We start from the raw sequence: 16,757 nt of genomic DNA, 5'->3' as shown, positions 1-16,757 counted from the left end.
CAGAAGTGACGGTGCCATTCCGGCCGACCGCCGACCTCGTCGACAGCATCGGCCCCGACGTGCGCAGCTGCGACACCCAATTCCGCCAGCTCGGCGGGCGAGCCGAGTTCGCCGGCCCGATCAGTACCGTGCGCTGCTTTGAAGACAACGCGCTGCTGAAGTCGGTGCTCTCGGAGCCCGGTGACGGCGGGATATTGGTGATCGACGGCGCAGGCTCGCTGCACACCGCGCTGGTGGGCGACGTCATCGCCGAGCTCGCGCGGTCCAACGGCTGGGCCGGGCTCATCATCAACGGCGCGGTGCGGGACTCCGCCGCGTTGCGGGGCATGGACATCGGCATCAAGGCGCTGGGCACCAATCCGCGCAAGAGCACCAAGACCGGCGCCGGCGAACGCGATGTCGAAATCACCCTGGGCGGTGTGACGTTCGTGCCCGGTGAGATCGCCTACAGCGACGACGACGGGATCGTCGTCGTCGCCACAGTCCCCTAAACCGCTACCGGCGCAGGCTTTTTCGCGAACTTCAAGCCCTCGTCGTCGACCTTGCCGCGCCGGATGGTGCGCATGTCGAAGAAGTAGTTCTGCTTGAGTCGCCACGGCGCCCGCGATCCCGACTTGGGCAGCAGGTGCATCGACCGCCGGAAGTAGCCGGGAGTGAAGTCCATGAACGGCAGCTCGTCCACGTCGTTGCCCGGATGCTGCGGCTCCACGAAGTCAAAACCCTTGGCGTCCATGTAGTTCAGCAGTCGGCAGACGAATTCGGAGACCAGGTCGGCCTTCAGCGTCCAGGACGCGTTGGTGTAGCCGAAGGTGATGGCGAAGTTCGGCACGCCGGAGAACATCAGGCCCTTGTAGGTCATCAGCGAGGTCAGGTCGATGTCCTCGCCGTTGCGGGTCGGTTTCACCCCGCCCAGCAACTGCATGTTCAATCCCGTTGCGGTGATGATGATGTCGGCCGCCAACTCCTCACCCGAGGTGAGCTTGATGCCGGTCTTGGTGAACCGGTCGATCGTGTCGGTGACGACGTCGGCCTTGCCGTGCCGGATGGTCCGGAAGAAGTCGCCGTCCGGCGCCAGGCACAGCCGCTCGTCCCAGACGTTGTAGCGCGGCCCGAAGTGCTTCTCGACGTCGTAGCCCTGCGGCAGCCGTCGCTGCGCCATCGTCATCAACGTCTTGCGCATGTAGGCCGGCGCCTTGCGGGACAGCTGGTACTGGAAAGTGCTGAACGCGATGGCTTTCCAGCGGTTGGCCATGTGCGCGAGGCGCTCGGGCAGCAGCCGGTTGGCCTTCTCGGCGAAGGGGTCGACACCGGGCAGCGACCCGATGTAGGTCGGCGAGCGCTGCAGCATCGTGACGTGGCCGGCACCGGAGTTCACCAGGGCGGGGATCAGGGTGATCGCGGTCGCGCCGGATCCGATGACGACGATCCGCTTGCCCGCGTAGTCCAGGTCCTCCGGCCAGTGCTGCGGATGCACGATGGTGCCCCCGAAGTCGTCGGAGCCTTCGAAGGTGGGCGAGAACCCCTCGTCGTAGTTGTAGTAGCCGGTGCAGGCGAACAGGAAGGAACAGGTCATCTCGCTGGTGCGGCCGTCGTCCTCGACCGTCAGCGTCCAGCGGTTGTCGACGTCGGACCAGTCGGCGGCCACCACCCGGTGGTTGTAGCGGATGTGCGGCTCGATCCGGTTCTCGACCGCGGCCTCCCTGATGTAGGCCTTGATCGACGCGCCGTCGGCGATCGACTTCGCCGAACGCCAGGGCTTGAACCGGAAGCCGAGGGTGAACATGTCCGAGTCCGATCGGATGCCCGGGTACTTGAAGAGGTCCCAGGTGCCGCCGAGGTCGGCGCGGCGCTCGAGGATGGCGTAGCTCTTGGTCGGGCAGCGTTCCTGCAGGTGCCAGGCCGCGCTCACACCGGAGATGCCGGCGCCCACGATGAGGACGTCAAGGTGCTCAGTCATACGGCCACGCTATCAACACGGTGTTGAATCGGTCAACACCGTGTCGAAAATCTCGACGCCGTGTAAAGTAGCGGCCGTGACTACCGTCGGTTCCGCCCGCACCCACCGGGGCAGGCGCTCGGCGCGCCCGTCCGGCGACGACCGCGAACTGGCCATTTTGACCACCGCCGAACGGTTGCTGCAGGAACGCCCGCTCGCCGACATCTCCGTCGACGACCTCGCCAAGGGGGCCGGGCTGTCCCGGCCGACGTTCTACTTCTATTTCCCGTCCAAGGACGCGGTGCTGTTCACCCTGTTCGAGCGGGTGATCATGGAGGCAGACTCCGCGCTGGAGTCGCTGGTCGCCAGCCCGCCCGCCGACCTGAAAGCGTTGTGGCGCATCGGGATCAACGTGTTTGTCGAGACCTTCGGCACGCATCGCGCGGTGTCGCTGGCCGCCGATGCCGCGCGCACCAACAAAGACGTCGGCGGGCTGTGGTCACGCTTCATGCAGAAATGGGTCGACCACATCACCACCGTGATCGAAGCCGAGCGCGCGCGCGGCGCCGCGCCGGTGACACTGCCGGCGCGCAACCTGTCCGCGGCACTGAACCTGCTCAACGAAAAGGTCATGCTCAGCGCGTTCGCCGGCGGGCGACCGTCGGTGCCCAGCGAGCAACTGCTCGACACGCTGGTGCACATCTGGGTCAGCAGCGTGTACGGCGAGGCCTGCTGAAACGGGTTTGTCGGCGCCCCGTGCGAACATATGTTCGTGCGGTGTGACCCGTCCATTCTGCACGCGGACCTGGACTCCTTCTACGCGTCCGTCGAACAGCGCGATGACCCGGCCCTGCGCGGGCGCCCGGTGATCGTCGGCGGCGGCGTGGTGCTGGCCGCGAGCTACGAGGCCAAGGCCTACGGCGTGCGCACGGCCATGGGCGGGGCGCAGGCGCGGCGGTTGTGCCCGGCCGCCGTGGTGGTGCCGCCGCGGATGAGCGCCTACAGCCGCGCCAGCGACGCCGTCTTCGAGGTGTTCCGCGATTGCACCCCGATCGTGGAGGCGCTGTCGGTCGACGAGGCCTTCCTCGACGTCGGCGGGCTGCGCCGGGTCAGCGGCACGCCGGTGGCGATCGCCGAGCGGTTGCGCGCCGACGTGCGCGAGCGGGTCGGGCTGCCGATCACCGTCGGGATCGCCCGGACCAAGTTCCTTGCCAAGGTCGCCAGCCAGGAGGCCAAGCCCGACGGGCTGCTGCTGGTGCCCCCCGATCAGGAGTTGACGTTTTTGCGGCCGCTGCCGGTGCGCCGGCTGTGGGGCGTGGGCGCGGTGACCGCCGAGAAGCTGCATGCACACGGCATCGTCACCGTGGCCGACGTCGCCGAGCTCAGCGAGTCGGCGCTGGGCTCGATGGTCGGTGGCGCGATGGGTCGTCAGCTCTATGCGCTGTCGCGCAACATCGACCGCCGGCGGGTCACCGCCGGCGTTGGTCGCCGCTCCGTCGGGGCGCAGCGAGCGCTGGGCCGCTCTGGCAATGCCATGTCGCCTAACGAGATCGACGCCGTGGTGGTGAACTTGATCGACCGCATCACCGGCCGCATGCGCGCCGCCGGGCGGACGGGCCGCACGGTGGTGCTGCGGCTGCGCTTCGACGACTTCTCCAGGGCCACGCGCTCGCACACCCTGCCGTGGGCCACGTCGGCCACGGCGCCCATCCTGGCCGCCGCGCGGCGCCTGGTCGCGGGCGCGGCGCGGCTGATCGCGCAGCGCGGCCTGACGCTGGTCGGGTTCGCGGTATCGGGCATCGACCGCAGCGGCGCCCAGCAGCTGATGCTGCCGTTCGGCGAATCGCGCCGGCGCGCTGCCGGCGACGACATCGACGCCGCCATCGACCGGGTGCGCCGGCGCTATGGCAAGTCGGCGCTCACGCCCGCGGTGCTATTGGGGCGCGATCCGGGCTTCGAGATGCCGCACCTGCCCGACTGACGGGTCGTCGGTGTTTTCACTAATTATTCAATTACTCTTTGCCACTGTCGCTTGCCAGGGTGATGGGACCACCGTTTTGCCATGAGCATGGGACCGGGTGTTTCCGGTTGTTGGCCGTGTGGTGATGGTGGCCGATGACGGGCCTTCCGGTCAATTCGGCTGGTCCGAATTGACCGGCTTTCCGGGACGGGGTTTCTGGCGTTGCCTGTAGGACTCGCCTTCGACGACGAGTTCGTAGGCCGCCGATTGCAGGCGGTCCATCGCCGATTGGGCCAGCAGTGGGTCGGCCATCATGGTCAGGATCTCGGGGGGTTCGCGGTTGCTGGTGATGACCGTGGAGGTCTGGCGGTGGCGTTCGACGATCAGCTCGTAGAAGTCGCTGGTCTCGGTGGCCTCGAGCCGGTGCAACGCGAGATCATCGATGACGAGCAGTTCGACGCGGTGCAGCTTGCGCATCTCGTCTTCGTAGCTTCCGTCGAGCCGTGCGCCACGGAGGCGTTTGAAGAGTTTGTCGGCGCGTTCGGTGTGCACGCTGTGATGACGGCGCACGGCGATGTGTCCTAATGCGTTGGCCAGGAAGGTTTTTCCGACCCCGACCGGACCCATGATGAGAACGTTGTAGGCGTCGGCCAGAAACCGCAGCGAGGTCAACTCGGCCCACAGTTGCTGATCGAAGGTGACCGCGGCGGTGTCGTCCCAGGCCGGTAGCTGCATCTGCGGATCCAGATGCGCGGCCTTGGCGCGGCGGGCGGCGGACTCGCGGTCGCGGCGGGTGACCTCATCGGCCAGCAGCATCTCCAGGAAATCGTGGTGCGGCAGCCTGTTGGATCGTGCCAGGGCCAGCCGCTCGGGCAGGGTGTCGAGTAGCTGGCCGAGCTTGAGGCGGCGCATCAACGACTTGAGCTCCGAGGACACCTCGATCGGCTTGACCGCCGGGGTGACATCGGGTCGTCGGGTGGTGGGGGCTCATGACGGCCTCCGCACTGAGAAGTCGGTGGCCGCGCGGACGAACCGCGACGCGGCAGGCGGGGTCGGGATTAGCGGCAACTGGGCACCGGCACCGCGGGTGAGCATGCGCTCGATCAGTCCGACGTCGATGACCTCGGCATCCAACGCGCGCTGGCAGGCGTCATCGACCGCGTCCGGGCCGTGGCGGCGCACCAACCCGAGGAGGCGATAGACCTGGCGCATCTTGGTCCACGGCAGCGGATGTTCCAGCACCGCCGCCGCATACGCGCCGACATGGGTGCCGTGGGCGGCTGCCTTGCGCTGCAAGGTGTTCAGGTCGCGCATCGCATAGACCGACACCTCGGCCGGGAGATCGGCGGGGTCGGTGCGCCGGCGTCCCGGCGCCACCACCGGGTGGACCTTGATCAGCTCACCGCGCCAATACAGCTTCACCGTGCGCGCATCGACCCGGGCATCCAGCCGGCGCCCGATCAGCTCACCGGGAACGCTGTAGAGCCCCTTGGCGACAGCCACGTGCCGATCCGGGGCCACCTTGGGCCGGCACCAGGTCGGGATGTCGAACACCTCGTCGGGCACTGGCTTGAGGTGGGGTAGCTCGTCGGCGGCGAACACCTCGGCCGGGCGGCACCGGGTGGTGCCATGTATCCGCATCCCCGCCACCTGCTCACACCATTGCTCGGCTCGCGCCCGGCAGTCGCCCAGGTTTCGAAAGTCTTCTCCGGCAAAGAAATTCGACCGCGCATACGGCACGCAACGCTCGACGCGCGGCTTATCCCGGGGGCTGCGGATGCGAGCCGGATCCACCACGAAGCCCCGCGCCTGCGCGTATTCCCGGAATGCGTCGTTGAGTTTCGAATCGATCGCATCAGCCTTGTCGACGATGGCCTTCATGTTGTCGGGAATCACCACCGCGAACACCCCACCAAAGAATGCCCACGCCGCCTCGAACCCGGCGATCACCTCGTGAAGCGTCTGGCGGTAAGTGGGATAGACGAACATATGTCGCGAATACACCGCGGTGAAGATCAACCCCTGCACCACCCGCCGGCGACCATCTTCGACATCGGTGAGCATCCCGAGGCGACCGAAATCGACCTGCAGTTCAGCACCGGGCTCACAGTCAGCCACCGGCACCGTGGCCTGACGCTGCCCGAACCCCAATTCCGTTGTGGCATAACGATGCAAGGTTCGATACGACACCACCACACCCCGACGCCCCAACAACGTGTGCACCTTCGTCAAAGTCAAGTCCTGTTTCAGCCACGCCTTGATCTGCTCGGCCTCGGCATCGATGGTCTCCCAGGCCTGGCTCTTGCCATTGGGCCGACTCGGTCGCACCTCGGCGATCACCGCCCCCAACAGCTCATCGGTCAGCTGGCTGGCGTCGCCGTCACGATCGAGCCCGCACGCGCGGGCCCGATCCACATACCGGCGCACCGTTTTGCGGTCCATGCCCGACAGCCGAGCCACCTCCCGCAACCCCCGACCCGCCAGCCACAGCCGCAGCATCTCCCTGACTTCGATCATCGACACCTCCCGGTAGCTCATCTGGCCAATACAGCGGCCGAGCAACCGGAAACCCCCACGCCACGCCGGGTGGTCCCATAACTGGCAAAACCCCTACCCAGGCGGTCCCATCACTGGCAATCAGGTGGTCCCATGCTCATGGCAAAACCGGCGTCGAGCTGGTCCCTTACTCCTGGCAGCCGACATTGCCACATGCCTTTTCGATGATTTGAGGTTGATTTGAATCAGCCTCGCGACCCCGCTTGTGCGGCGGCCCGCTTGTTAGGTTGGCGTAAACCCGACCTCGAAAGTGAGCAACTGAATCCGATGCCGCCGCACCAATCCCGCGACACCGGCCTGCCCCGCGAAGGTCTCCTGCTCGGTTACAGCGCGTTACTCGCCTTATCCGCGGGCTTCGTCAATGCCGTGGCGCTGCTGATCTTGGCGGTGCCCGTCGGCAATCTGACCGGGATCACCACCCAGCTGGGCATGCACACGGCCAACCCGTGGCTGTACGAAGGCCACGTGCTCGGCGCAATCTTTCTGGGCTTCCTGATGGGAGCGGCCATAGCCGGGGCGATCCTCGCACCCACCGATGCCCTTGCGGGCCCACGCCACGCCGCCGTGCTGTACCTCGAGGCAGGCTTGCTCGTGCTCGCCGCGGCCGGGGGAGCGGAGACCGTCGTCAGGGCACAGATCAACGCCCTGGGCGTCGAGCAGACCGCGGTGCAGGCGCTGTTCGCCGCCGCGGCGCTCGGCCTGCAAAACGGGATGACATCGAGCTTTCGCGGGATGGCGATCCGCACCACGCACTTCACCGGAACCATCACCGACCTCGGGCTGATCCTCGGCCGCAGCCGGATACACGGCATCAAGAACTGGAAAACGGCGATACTGGCCGCCACCCTGGTGTTATTCCTCGGCGGCGGCGTGGCCGGGATCATGTTCGGGGCTCAGTTGGGGGGTTACGCGCTGCTCATCCCGGCCGCGATCTGCGCGACCGTCGGCGCCGCCAACCTGCTGCAGGGCACCGTCCGCAGCGCCGCACCGGTTCCCGAGCGCGCCGAACGGGTGCGGGTCTGAGCGGCGTCTCAATTCGACCCGGTCCACTCCAGCAGCCGGCCGGCCGGCCAGGTGTTGACGATCCGGTCGGGGGGAACGCCCGCGTCCAGGGCGCGCTGCGCGCCGTAACCGAGGAAGTCCAGCTGGCCCGGGGCGTGGGCGTCGGTGTCGATGCTGAACACGCAACCGATCTCCAGCGCCAGGTTGAGCAGGCGGGTCGGCGGGTCGCGCCGCTCCGGCCGGGAGTTGATCTCCACCGCGGTGCCGGACTCGCGGCACGCCGTGAACACCGCCTCGGCGTCGAACTTGGATTCCGGCCGGATGCCGCGGTTGCCGGACACCAGCCGGCCGGTGCAGTGGCCGAGCACGTCGGCGTGCGGGTTTTGGACCGCGCGCAGCATGCGCCGGGTCATCGCGGCGGAATCCATCGACAACTTGGAGTGCACGCTGGCCACCACGACGTCGAGGCGTTCCAGCAGTTCGGGTTCCTGGTCCAGGCTGCCGTCGTCGAGGATGTCGACCTCGATCCCGGTGAGGATGCGCATGGGCGCGAACGTCTCCTGCAGCCGGTCGATCACGTCGAGTTGCTTGCGTAACCGCTCCGGCGACAGGCCGTTGGCGATGGTCAGCCGCGGCGAATGGTCGGTCAGCGCGCAGTATTCGTGGCCCAGCGCCGCCGCCGCGGCCATCATCTCCTCGATCGGAGCGGAGCCGTCCGACCAGTTGGAGTGCAGGTGCAGGTCGCCGCGCAGCGCGGCACGAATGTCACCGCCACCGAGATCTTCTGCGGTGGAACGCAATTCGACCAGCAGGTCGGGTTCTCGGCCGGACCACGCCTGGTCGATGACCTTGGCGGTTTTGGGGCCGATTCCCGGCAGCGACTGCCAGCTGTTGGCCTGGCCGTGGCGTTCGCGCGCCGCGTCGTCGAGGCCCTCGATGATGTCGGCCGCGTTGCGGTAGGCCATCACGCGTCTCGGGTCGTGACGGCTCCGGTCCTTGTAGTAGGCGATCTGCCGCAGGGCCGCTACCGGATCCATTACTCCAGTGTGCCCGCCAGACCTCGGCGAGTTACAGCAGTTGGCCGACCACGAACCCGGCGAGCAGCACGCCGAACCCGCCGATTTCCCCGACGATCAGCGCGGCCATCGCCAATTCGGTGCTGCGGTCGGCGTTTTCGAATTGGTTGACGGTGTCGCGCCGTGCCCCGTGGGTGATGTAGGCGGCGATGGCGGCCACGAAGAAGAAGACGACGACGCCGGCGGCCGTCAGGTTCACCCACACCGGCCAGGCGCTCAGTTGTACGAAAACCGCGAGCAGCAGCGTCGCGAACGAATACAGCAGCGCCGCGCGATGCGCGATGTCGACGTAGGGATGCGCGAGATGATTCTCGGAGGTCATCATCCCGCGGTATTTCCAGATCCCGAGAACGAGCGCGAGCAGGAAGATCAGGCCCGCCGCCAGCAGCGTGAGCTTGGTGTCGATTCCCAGGGAGCAACAAGGGCAAGTCATAGCGCGGTCGAGTTTAGTTGCCCTTCATAAACGCCGACTAACGTCGTTGACATGCGATTCGCCTTCAAGACTTCTCCGCAGAACACCACCTGGGCCCAGATGCTGGCCGTCTGGCAGGCCGCAGACGACATCGACGTCTACGAATCCGGGTGGACCTTCGACCACTTCTACCCGATCTTCTCCGACAGCAGCGGGCCCTGTCTGGAGGGGTGGACGACGCTGACGGCGCTGGCACAGGCCACCACGCGATTGCGGCTGGGCACCCTGGTCACCGGGATCCACTACCGCCACCCCGCGGTGCTGGCCAACATGGCGGCCGCCCTCGACATCATCTCCAACGGGCGCCTCGAGCTGGGGATCGGCGCCGGCTGGAACGAGGAGGAATCCGGCGCCTACGGCATCGAGCTGGGCAGCATCAAGGAACGCTTCGACCGCTTCGAGGAAGCCTGCGAGGTGTTGACCAGCCTTTTGACCACGGACTGCTCCGATTTTCAAGGCAGGTTCTATCAGCTCAAGGGTGCCCGCAACGAGCCCAAGGGGCCGCAGCGTCCGCACCCCCCGATCTGCATCGGCGGCAGCGGCGAGAAGCGCACGCTGCGGATCACCGCCCGCTACGCCCAGCACTGGAACTTCGTCGGCGGCCCGCCCGACGTTTTCGCCCACAAGCGTGACGTCCTCGCCGCACACTGCGCGGACATCGGCCGCGATCCGAAGGAGATCACCCTCTGGCGCACCTGCGCCTCGAGCCGGACCTCGACTACGGGAAGGTCGTCGCGGACGCCGCCGGACTCGCCGCCGAAGGGCTCGACCTCGGGATCGTCTACCTACCCCCGCCACACGACCCCGCCGTGCTGGAACCGCTCGCCGAGGCGATCCGCGATTCGGGATTACTCGACGGATAGCACCGATTTTCGGGCCCCGCCCCTGGCGCTCAGGCGAAAATCCCGCCCGCCGGCCGCGGAGCAAACCCGCCGGGCGCCCGCAGGCGCGGCGGCAGAGTGGTCACGCGCCGAAGAGCAGTAGATCCTGGGCGGTGACCAACCGCTCGTGCTTGGCGGGGAACTCGCGACTTTTTACCGGGTGACGCAACCATGACCAGGCCATTCGCCCCATCCGCGTCCGGGGTACTGGGTGGATATGCACAAAAACCACTCCTGCAATCGGTCCGTCCATCCGGGAAACAGTGTGACCCCCCTGTGAGCGGGCTCACAGGGGATTATTAGACACCCACCGTCTGGCAAACTGCGGAAGACGCGCCGAACGAACCAGCGCGTGTTTCTGGTGTGACTGGTGTTACTACTGAAGCGGTACCGCGGTGGGCTTGATCGGCGCCGGCAGCGCGGTGGAACCCATCATGAACCGGTCCGCCGCCGCGGCGGCCGCCCGGCCCTCAGCAATCGCCCAAACGATCAATGACTGGCCGCGACCCATGTCCCCGGCTACGAAGACGCCCGGAACCGACGTCTCGAAGTCGGCGCCGCGCGCGACGTTGCCGCGCTCGGTGAGCTTGACTCCGAGCTCGGTGAGCAGGCCCTCCTTCTCGGGCCCGACGAATCCCATCGCCAGCAACACCAGGTCGGCCTCGAGTTCGAAATCGGAGCCGTCGACCTTGACGAACTTGCCGCCCTCCATGGTGACCTCGTGCGCCTTGAGCGCCGTGACGCGACCGTCCCGGCCGACGAACTGCTCGGTGTTGACGGAGAACACCCGCTCGCCGCCCTCTTCGTGCGCCGCGGAGACCCGGTACATCAGCGGGTAGGTCGGCCACGGGGTGGACGGGGCGCGCGTCTCCGGTGGGCGCGGCATGATCTCGAACTGGTGCACCTCGGTGGCGCCCTGCCGGTGCACGGTGCCCAGGCAGTCGGCGCCGGTGTCACCGCCGCCGATGATGATGACCTTCTTGCCTTTGGCGGTGAGCGGCGGTTGCCCGTCGGCGTCCACCTCGCCTTCGCCCAGATCACCCAACGCTTGCCGGTTGCCCCAGGGCAGGAATTCCATCGCCTGATGGATGCCGTCCAATTCCCGGCCGGGAACGGGCAGATCGCGCCAGGCGGTCGCACCGCCGGCCAGCACCACCGCGTCGAAGTCGGAGCGCAGCTGCTCGGCGCTGATGTCGACCCCGACGTTGACGCCCGCCCGGAACTCGGTTCCCTCGGCGCGCATCTGGTCCAACCGGCGGTCGAGCACGCGCTTTTCCATCTTGAATTCCGGGATGCCGTAGCGCAGCAAGCCGCCGATGCGGTCGGCCCGCTCGAAGACGGTGACGCTGTGGCCGGCGCGGGTCAGCTGCTGAGCGGCGGCCAGGCCCGCGGGTCCGGAACCGACCACGGCGACCTTTTTCCCGGTCAGCTTCTCCGGCGGAAGCGGCCGCACCCAGCCCTCGTCGAAGGCCTTGTCGATGATCTCCAGCTCGATCTGCTTGATCGTCACCGGATCCTGGTTGATGCCGAGCACACAGGCCGGCTCACACGGCGCCGGGCACAGCCGGCCGGTGAAGTCCGGGAAGTTGTTGGTGGCGTGCAGCCGTTCGATCGCGGCCTGCCACTGGTCCCTGCGGACCAGGTCATTCCACTCCGGAATCAGGTTGCCCAGCGGACAACCGTTGTGACAGAACGGAATACCGCAGTCCATGCAGCGGGTCGCCTGCTCGCGCAGGGTCTCGTTGTCGAAATCCTCGTAGACCTCGCGCCAGTCGCGCAACCGCAGCGGGACCGGCCGGCGCTTCGGCAATTCCCGGTGCGTGTATTTCAGGAAGCCGCTCGGATCAGCCATGGGCGGCCGCCATGATCGCCTTGTCGACATCGGCGCCGTCGCGTTCCGCATCGGCGATGGCCTGCAGCACCCGCTTGAAGTCGCGCGGCATCACCTTGGCGAAATGCCGGCGCTCCTCCGGCCAGTCACCCAGAATGCGCTGACCCACAGCGGAATCGGTGGCATCAACGTGTGCCTGGATCATGCCGTGCAACCACTCGTCGTCATCCTCATCCAAGCTCTCGAGCTCGACCATCTCCGTGTTGAGATTTCCTGGCAATTCGCCGTGCGGGTCGTAGATGTACGCCACCCCGCCGGACATGCCGGCCGCGAAGTTGCGGCCGGTGCGACCGAGGACGACGACCTTGCCGCCGGTCATGTATTCACACCCGTGGTCCCCGACACCCTCGACGACGGCGTGCGCCCCGGAGTTGCGGACCGCGAACCGCTCGCCGACGACACCGCGCAGGTACGCCTCACCGCTGGTCGCGCCGAACAGGATCACGTTGCCGCCGATGATGTTGTCCTCGGCCACGTAGTCCTGCGGGGCGTCGTCCGACGGCCGAACCACGATCCGGCCACCGGACAGACCCTTGCCGACGTAGTCGTTGGCGTCGCCGTAGACGCGCAGGGTGATGCCGCGCGGCACGAACGCGCCGAAGCTGTTGCCCGCCGAGCCGTCGAAGGTGATGTCGATGGTCCCGTCCGGCAACCCTTGACCGCCATAGGCTTTGGTGACCTCGTGGCCGAGCATGGTGCCCACCGTGCGGTTGACGTTGCTGATCGTGGTCGAGAAACGCACCGGCGTACCGGAATCCAGTGCCTCGCGGCTCATCACGATCAACTGCTGGTCGAGCGCCTTGTCCAGGCCGTGGTCCTGACGCGAGGTGCAGTACAGGTCCTGGTTCATAAACGCCGATTCCGGCTCGTGCAGGACCGGGTCCAGGTCGAGCCGGTGCGCCTTCCAGTGGGCGCGCGCCAACGTGGTGTCGAGCGCCTTGACCTGCCCGATCGCCTCGTTGAGGGTGCGGAATCCCAACTGCGCCATGTATTCGCGGACCTCTTCGGCGATGAACATGAAGAAGTTCTCGACGAACTCGGGCTTGCCGGTGAAACGTTCGCGCAGCACCGGGTTCTGGGTGGCCACCCCGACGGGGCAGGTGTCGAGGTGGCAGACCCGCATCATGATGCAGCCGGACACCACCAGCGGCGCGGTGGCGAAGCCAAATTCCTCGGCGCCGAGCAGCGCCGCGATCATCACGTCGCGACCCGTCTTGAGCTGGCCGTCGACCTGGACCACGATCCGGTCGCGTAACCCGTTGAGCAGCAACGTCTGCTGCGTCTCGGCCAGCCCCAGCTCCCACGGCGCCCCGGCGTGCTTCATCGAGGTCATCGGCGTCGCGCCGGTGCCGCCGTCGTGCCCGGAGATCAGGACCACGTCGGCGTGGGCCTTGGACACGCCCGCCGCCACCGTGCCGACGCCGTTCTCGGAGACCAGCTTGACGTGCACGCGCGCCGCCGGGTTGGCGTTCTTCAGGTCGTGGATCAGCTGTGCCAGGTCCTCGATGGAGTAGATGTCGTGGTGCGGCGGCGGTGAGATCAGGCCGACGCCGGGGGTGGAGTGGCGGACTTCGGCCACCCACGGGTACACCTTGTGCCCCGGAAGCTGGCCTCCCTCACCGGGTTTCGCGCCCTGGGCCATCTTGATCTGGATGTCGGTGCAGTTCGTCAGGTAGTGCGAGGTGACACCGAACCGGCCCGAGGCGACCTGTTTGATCGCGCTGCGCCGCCAGGCCCCGTCGGGGTCGCGGTCGAAGCGCTTGACGTCCTCGCCGCCCTCGCCGCTGTTGGACCGGCCGCCCAGCCGGTTCATCGCGATGGCCAGCGTCTCGTGGGCCTCCGCCGAGATCGAGCCGTAGCTCATCGCCCCGGTGGAGAAGCGTTTGACGATTTCGCTTGCGGGCTCGACCTCTTCGAGCGGGATCGGTTCCCGCACACCGGCGCGGAACTTGAGCAGGCCGCGCAGGGACGCCATGCGCTCGCTCTGGTCGTCGACCAGGCGGGTGTAGTCCTTGAACACCTTGTACTGGCCGGTGCGCGTGGCGTGCTGCAGCTTGAAGACGGTCTCGGGGTTGAACAGGTGGTACTCGCCCTCGCGGCGCCACTGGTATTCCCCGCCCACCTCGAGCTCGCGGTGGGCGCGTTCGCCCGGCCGGTCCAGGTAGGCCAGGGCGTGGCGGGCGGCGACGTCGGCGGCGATGTCGTCCAGGGTGATCCCGCCGATGGGACAGCTCAACCCGGTGAAGTATTCGTTGAGCACATCCTCGGAGATGCCGACCGCCTGGAACAACTGCGCACCGGTGTAGGAGGCGAGCGTCGAAATGCCCATCTTGGACATCACTTTCAGCACACCCTTGCCGGCCGCCTTGATGTAGTTGTTCAGCGCCGTCTTGCGGTCGATGCCCTCGATCACGCCCCGGTCGAGCATGTCCTCGATCGACTCGAACGCCAGGTACGGGTTGATCGCCGCGGCGCCGAAGCTGACCAGCGCCGCCATGTGGTGCACCTCGCGGGCGTCACCGGTCTCCACCACCAGACCCACGTGGGTGCGTGTCCGGTCTCGCACCAGGTGGTGGTGCACCCCCGCCACCGCGAGCAGCGACGGAATGGGCGCCATCCGTTCGTCGGATTCGCGGTCGGACAGGATGATCACCCGCGCGCCGTCGGCGATCGCCGCCGATGCCTGCGCGCGCACGTCCTCGAGGGCGGCGGCCAGCCCGGCGCCACCTTCGGCCACCGGGTAAAGGCAGCGAATCACCTTGGAACGCATGCCATGCGGGCGTCCGTTGACCTCGTCGTCCGGGTTGAGGTTGATCAGCTTCGCCAGCTCCCGGTTGCGCAGGATCGGCTGCGGCAGCGCGATCTGGTGACACGAGAGCTCGGTCGGGGTGAGCAGGTCACGCTCGCCGCCGGTGGTGCCCTGCAGGCTGGTCACCACCTCCTCACGGATGGCGTCCAGCGGCGGGTTGGTCACCTGCGCGAACAGCTGCTGGAAGTAGTCGTAGAGCATCCGGGGCCGCTGGGAGAGCACCGCGACCGGGGTGTCGGTGCCCATCGACCCGATCGGCTCGGCGCCGCTGCGCACCATCGGCGCCACCAACAGGTTGAGTTCCTCGTAGGTGTAGCCAAATGTCTGCTGGCGCTTGACCAGTCGGTCATGCGGCATCCGCTTGTAGTGGCCCTGCGGCAGGTCGTCGAGGGGGACCAGGTTCTTGTCCAGCCACTCCTGGTAGGGGTGCTCGGCGGCCAGCTCCGCTTTGATCTCCTCGTCGGAGACGATGCGGCCCTGCGCGGTGTCCACCAGGAACATGCGGCCGGGCTGCAGCCGCATCCGACGCACCACCTTGGCCGGGTCCAGGTCCAGCACGCCGGCCTCGGACGCCATCACCACCAAACCGTCTTCGGTGACCCAGATCCGCGAGGGGCGCAAGCCATTACGGTCGAGCACCGCGCCGATGATCGTGCCGTCGGTGAAGGTGATCGACGCCGGCCCGTCCCACGGCTCCATCAGCGAGGCGTGGTAGCGGTAGAACGCGCGGCGCGCGGGGTCCATCGACTCGTTGCGCTCCCACGCCTCGGGAATCATCATCAGCACGGCGTGGGCCAGGCTGCGCCCGCCGAGGTGCAGCAGCTCGAGCGCCTCGTCGAAGCGCGCGGTGTCGGACGCGCCGGGCGTGCAGATCGGGAACAACTTCTCGACGTCGGCTTCCGAGCCGAACACGTCGGTCTTGATCAACGCCTCGCGGGCCCGCATCCAGTTCTCGTTGCCGGTGACGGTGTTGATCTCACCGTTGTGGGCGACGCGGCGGAACGGATGCGCCAGCGGCCACGACGGAAAAGTGTTGGTGGAGAACCGCGAGTGCACGATTCCCAGGGCGCTGGTCAACCGATTGTCTTGCAGGTCAAGGTAAAACGCCTTGAGCTGCGGGGTGGTCAGCATGCCCTTGTAGACCAGGGTCTGACCCGAAAGGCTCGGGAAGTAAACGGTTTCGCGGCCGGGGCCGTCTTGGCCCGGGCCCTTGGTGCCCAGTTCGTGCTCGGCGCGCTTGCGCACCACGTAGGCCCGGCGCTCCAGCGTCATACCGGACGCCCCCGCCATGAACACCTGCCGGAAGGTGGGCATCGCGTCGCGCGACAGCGCGCCCAGCGACGAGTCGTCGGTGGGGACGTTGCGCCAGCCCAGCACGGTCAGGCCCTCGGCTTCGGCGATCTTCTCCACCGCGGCGCACGCGGTCGCGGCGTCCTTGGACGATTGCGGCAGGAAGGCGATGCCGGTGGCGTAGCTGCCCGCCGGCGGCAACTCGAAGTCCACGACTTCGCGCAGGAAGGCATCGGGAACCTGAAGCATGATGCCGGCACCGTCGCCGCTGCGCGGCTCGGCGCCCTGGGCACCCCGGTGTTCGAGGTTGAGCAGCGCGGTGATTGCCTTATCGACGATGTCGCGGCTGCGGCGGCCGTGCATATCGACGACCATGGCTACCCCGCACGCGTCGTGCTCGAACGCGGGGTTGTATAACCCGACGCGCTTGGGCGTCATATGCACCTGACCCTTCACCTGAACGTTCTGCGCGGCCGTTACCAGCGGCCCCGATGAGATCGCACCCCGGACGTTGCGGGCGAATATCCCTTCGGTCTTGTCTCGATAGGCTGTGCCCCAGGCGGAGATGATCCTGTTCGGGATGTCCGTGCAGCTCTGAACGGTGGCCTGGAACCGGTCTCGACAAGTCGTAAAACGATATGACAATACCCGCCTGACATGCCAACTTCGTCAAGTCTAAACCGTCGGCGGGCACCCTCGTAAATTTCGCGGTTGCCGCTGATCGGCACTCGTGCGGTGCCGGGGTGCGGGCCGGTGATTTCCACCACGGCCGGCCTTCCACCGCGCGCTCGCGGCCTCGATCGACGGGCCGCGATAAGTTTGCTGCTGGCGCTTTGCGGTCCCGGTGGTAACGGCGCCTACGCCGGGGATCGACGTGCTCAGTG

At 67.3% G+C, this 16,757-nt stretch carries 11 protein-coding genes and 1 pseudogene; 5 read left to right on the top strand and 7 right to left on the bottom strand.

Annotation, left to right across the window (positions count from 1 at the left end):
• The first annotated feature begins 5 nt into the window (after positions 1-5).
• The gene (gene rraA / locus W7U_RS22355; RefSeq protein ID WP_008262937.1) at positions 6-491 is read left to right on the top strand and encodes a ribonuclease E activity regulator RraA; all 486 of its coding nucleotides are present in this window, start codon (positions 6-8) and stop codon (positions 489-491) included.
• Here rraA and W7U_RS22350 read toward each other — a convergent pair.
• Positions 488-1,957, bottom strand: a complete 1,470-nt coding sequence (locus tag W7U_RS22350) for an NAD(P)/FAD-dependent oxidoreductase (protein ID WP_008262936.1) — start codon at positions 1,955-1,957, stop codon at positions 488-490. The two genes, rraA and W7U_RS22350, sit on opposite strands and share 4 nt — an antisense overlap.
• Positions 1,958-2,033: 76 nt before the next feature.
• Here W7U_RS22350 and W7U_RS22345 point away from each other — a divergent pair, with 76 nt between their 5' ends.
• Positions 2,034-2,672, top strand: a complete 639-nt coding sequence (locus W7U_RS22345) for a TetR/AcrR family transcriptional regulator (protein ID WP_008262935.1) — start codon at positions 2,034-2,036, stop codon at positions 2,670-2,672.
• Between the two features lie 30 nt (positions 2,673-2,702).
• Entirely contained in the window at positions 2,703-3,917 is a 1,215-nt protein-coding gene (gene dinB, locus W7U_RS22340; RefSeq protein WP_008262934.1) for a DNA polymerase IV, read from the top strand.
• A 150-nt stretch (positions 3,918-4,067) separates the two neighbouring features.
• Here the strand turns inward: dinB and W7U_RS22335 are convergent, their stop codons facing one another.
• On the bottom strand, positions 4,068-4,808 hold the full coding sequence (locus W7U_RS22335) for an ATP-binding protein (RefSeq protein ID WP_241767547.1): 741 nt from the start codon (positions 4,806-4,808) through the stop codon (positions 4,068-4,070).
• Positions 4,809-4,883: 75 nt separating this feature from the next.
• Complete coding sequence (gene istA, locus W7U_RS22330) at positions 4,884-6,434, bottom strand: IS21 family transposase (protein WP_008262926.1); 1,551 nt, start codon at positions 6,432-6,434, stop codon at positions 4,884-4,886.
• Positions 6,435-6,719: 285 nt separating this feature from the next.
• Here istA and W7U_RS22325 point away from each other — a divergent pair, with 285 nt between their 5' ends.
• Complete coding sequence (locus tag W7U_RS22325; RefSeq protein ID WP_008262924.1) at positions 6,720-7,475, top strand: YoaK family protein; 756 nt, start codon at positions 6,720-6,722, stop codon at positions 7,473-7,475.
• Positions 7,476-7,483: 8 nt separating this feature from the next.
• On the opposite strand, the gene W7U_RS22320 is transcribed toward W7U_RS22325, so the two are convergent.
• Positions 7,484-8,491: a PHP domain-containing protein gene (locus tag W7U_RS22320; protein ID WP_008262918.1), complete on the bottom strand. Its 1,008-nt coding sequence runs from the start codon at positions 8,489-8,491 to the stop codon at positions 7,484-7,486.
• A 31-nt stretch (positions 8,492-8,522) separates the two neighbouring features.
• A complete protein-coding gene (locus W7U_RS22315) occupies positions 8,523-8,963 on the bottom strand; it encodes a hypothetical protein (protein WP_008262917.1) in 441 nt (146 codons plus the stop codon).
• A 51-nt stretch (positions 8,964-9,014) separates the two neighbouring features.
• Between W7U_RS22315 and W7U_RS22310 the strand changes: the two are divergent.
• A pseudogene (locus tag W7U_RS22310) lies at positions 9,015-9,865 on the top strand (LLM class F420-dependent oxidoreductase).
• Positions 9,866-10,259: 394 nt separating this feature from the next.
• On the opposite strand, the gene W7U_RS22305 reads toward W7U_RS22310, so the two are convergent.
• Both W7U_RS22305 and gltB read right to left on the bottom strand, forming a co-directional pair.
• A complete protein-coding gene (locus W7U_RS22305) occupies positions 10,260-11,735 on the bottom strand; it encodes a glutamate synthase subunit beta (protein ID WP_008262914.1) in 1,476 nt (491 codons plus the stop codon).
• A complete protein-coding gene (gltB, locus tag W7U_RS22300; protein WP_008262912.1) occupies positions 11,728-16,311 on the bottom strand; it encodes a glutamate synthase large subunit in 4,584 nt (1,527 codons plus the stop codon). Before gltB ends, W7U_RS22305 begins: the two co-directional genes overlap by 8 nt.
• Positions 16,312-16,757: the final 446 nt, after the last annotated feature.

The organism is Mycobacterium sp. H4Y (assembly GCF_000364405.1).
Classification (GTDB): Bacteria; Actinomycetota; Actinomycetes; order Mycobacteriales; family Mycobacteriaceae; genus Mycobacterium; species Mycobacterium intracellulare.
The sequence above is the reverse complement of the archived record's forward strand: the minus strand, read 5'-3'. Positions and strand labels throughout refer to the sequence as shown.

Excerpts from the sequence above, each read along its gene's own strand:
- W7U_RS22350 (WP_008262936.1), bottom strand. The coding sequence starts at position 1,957 with ATGACTGAGCACCTTGACGTCCTCATCGTGGGCGCCGGCATCTCCGGT.
- dinB (WP_008262934.1), top strand. The coding sequence starts at position 2,703 with ATGTTCGTGCGGTGTGACCCGTCCATTCTGCACGCGGACCTGGACTCC.
- W7U_RS22335 (WP_241767547.1), bottom strand. The coding sequence starts at position 4,808 with ATGCGCCGCCTCAAGCTCGGCCAGCTACTCGACACCCTGCCCGAGCGG.
- istA (WP_008262926.1), bottom strand. The coding sequence starts at position 6,434 with ATGAGCTACCGGGAGGTGTCGATGATCGAAGTCAGGGAGATGCTGCGG.
- W7U_RS22325 (WP_008262924.1), top strand. The coding sequence starts at position 6,720 with ATGCCGCCGCACCAATCCCGCGACACCGGCCTGCCCCGCGAAGGTCTC.
- W7U_RS22320 (WP_008262918.1), bottom strand. The coding sequence starts at position 8,491 with ATGGATCCGGTAGCGGCCCTGCGGCAGATCGCCTACTACAAGGACCGG.
- W7U_RS22315 (WP_008262917.1), bottom strand. The coding sequence starts at position 8,963 with ATGACTTGCCCTTGTTGCTCCCTGGGAATCGACACCAAGCTCACGCTG.
- W7U_RS22305 (WP_008262914.1), bottom strand. The coding sequence starts at position 11,735 with ATGGCTGATCCGAGCGGCTTCCTGAAATACACGCACCGGGAATTGCCG.
- gltB (WP_008262912.1), bottom strand. The coding sequence starts at position 16,311 with ATGACGCCCAAGCGCGTCGGGTTATACAACCCCGCGTTCGAGCACGAC.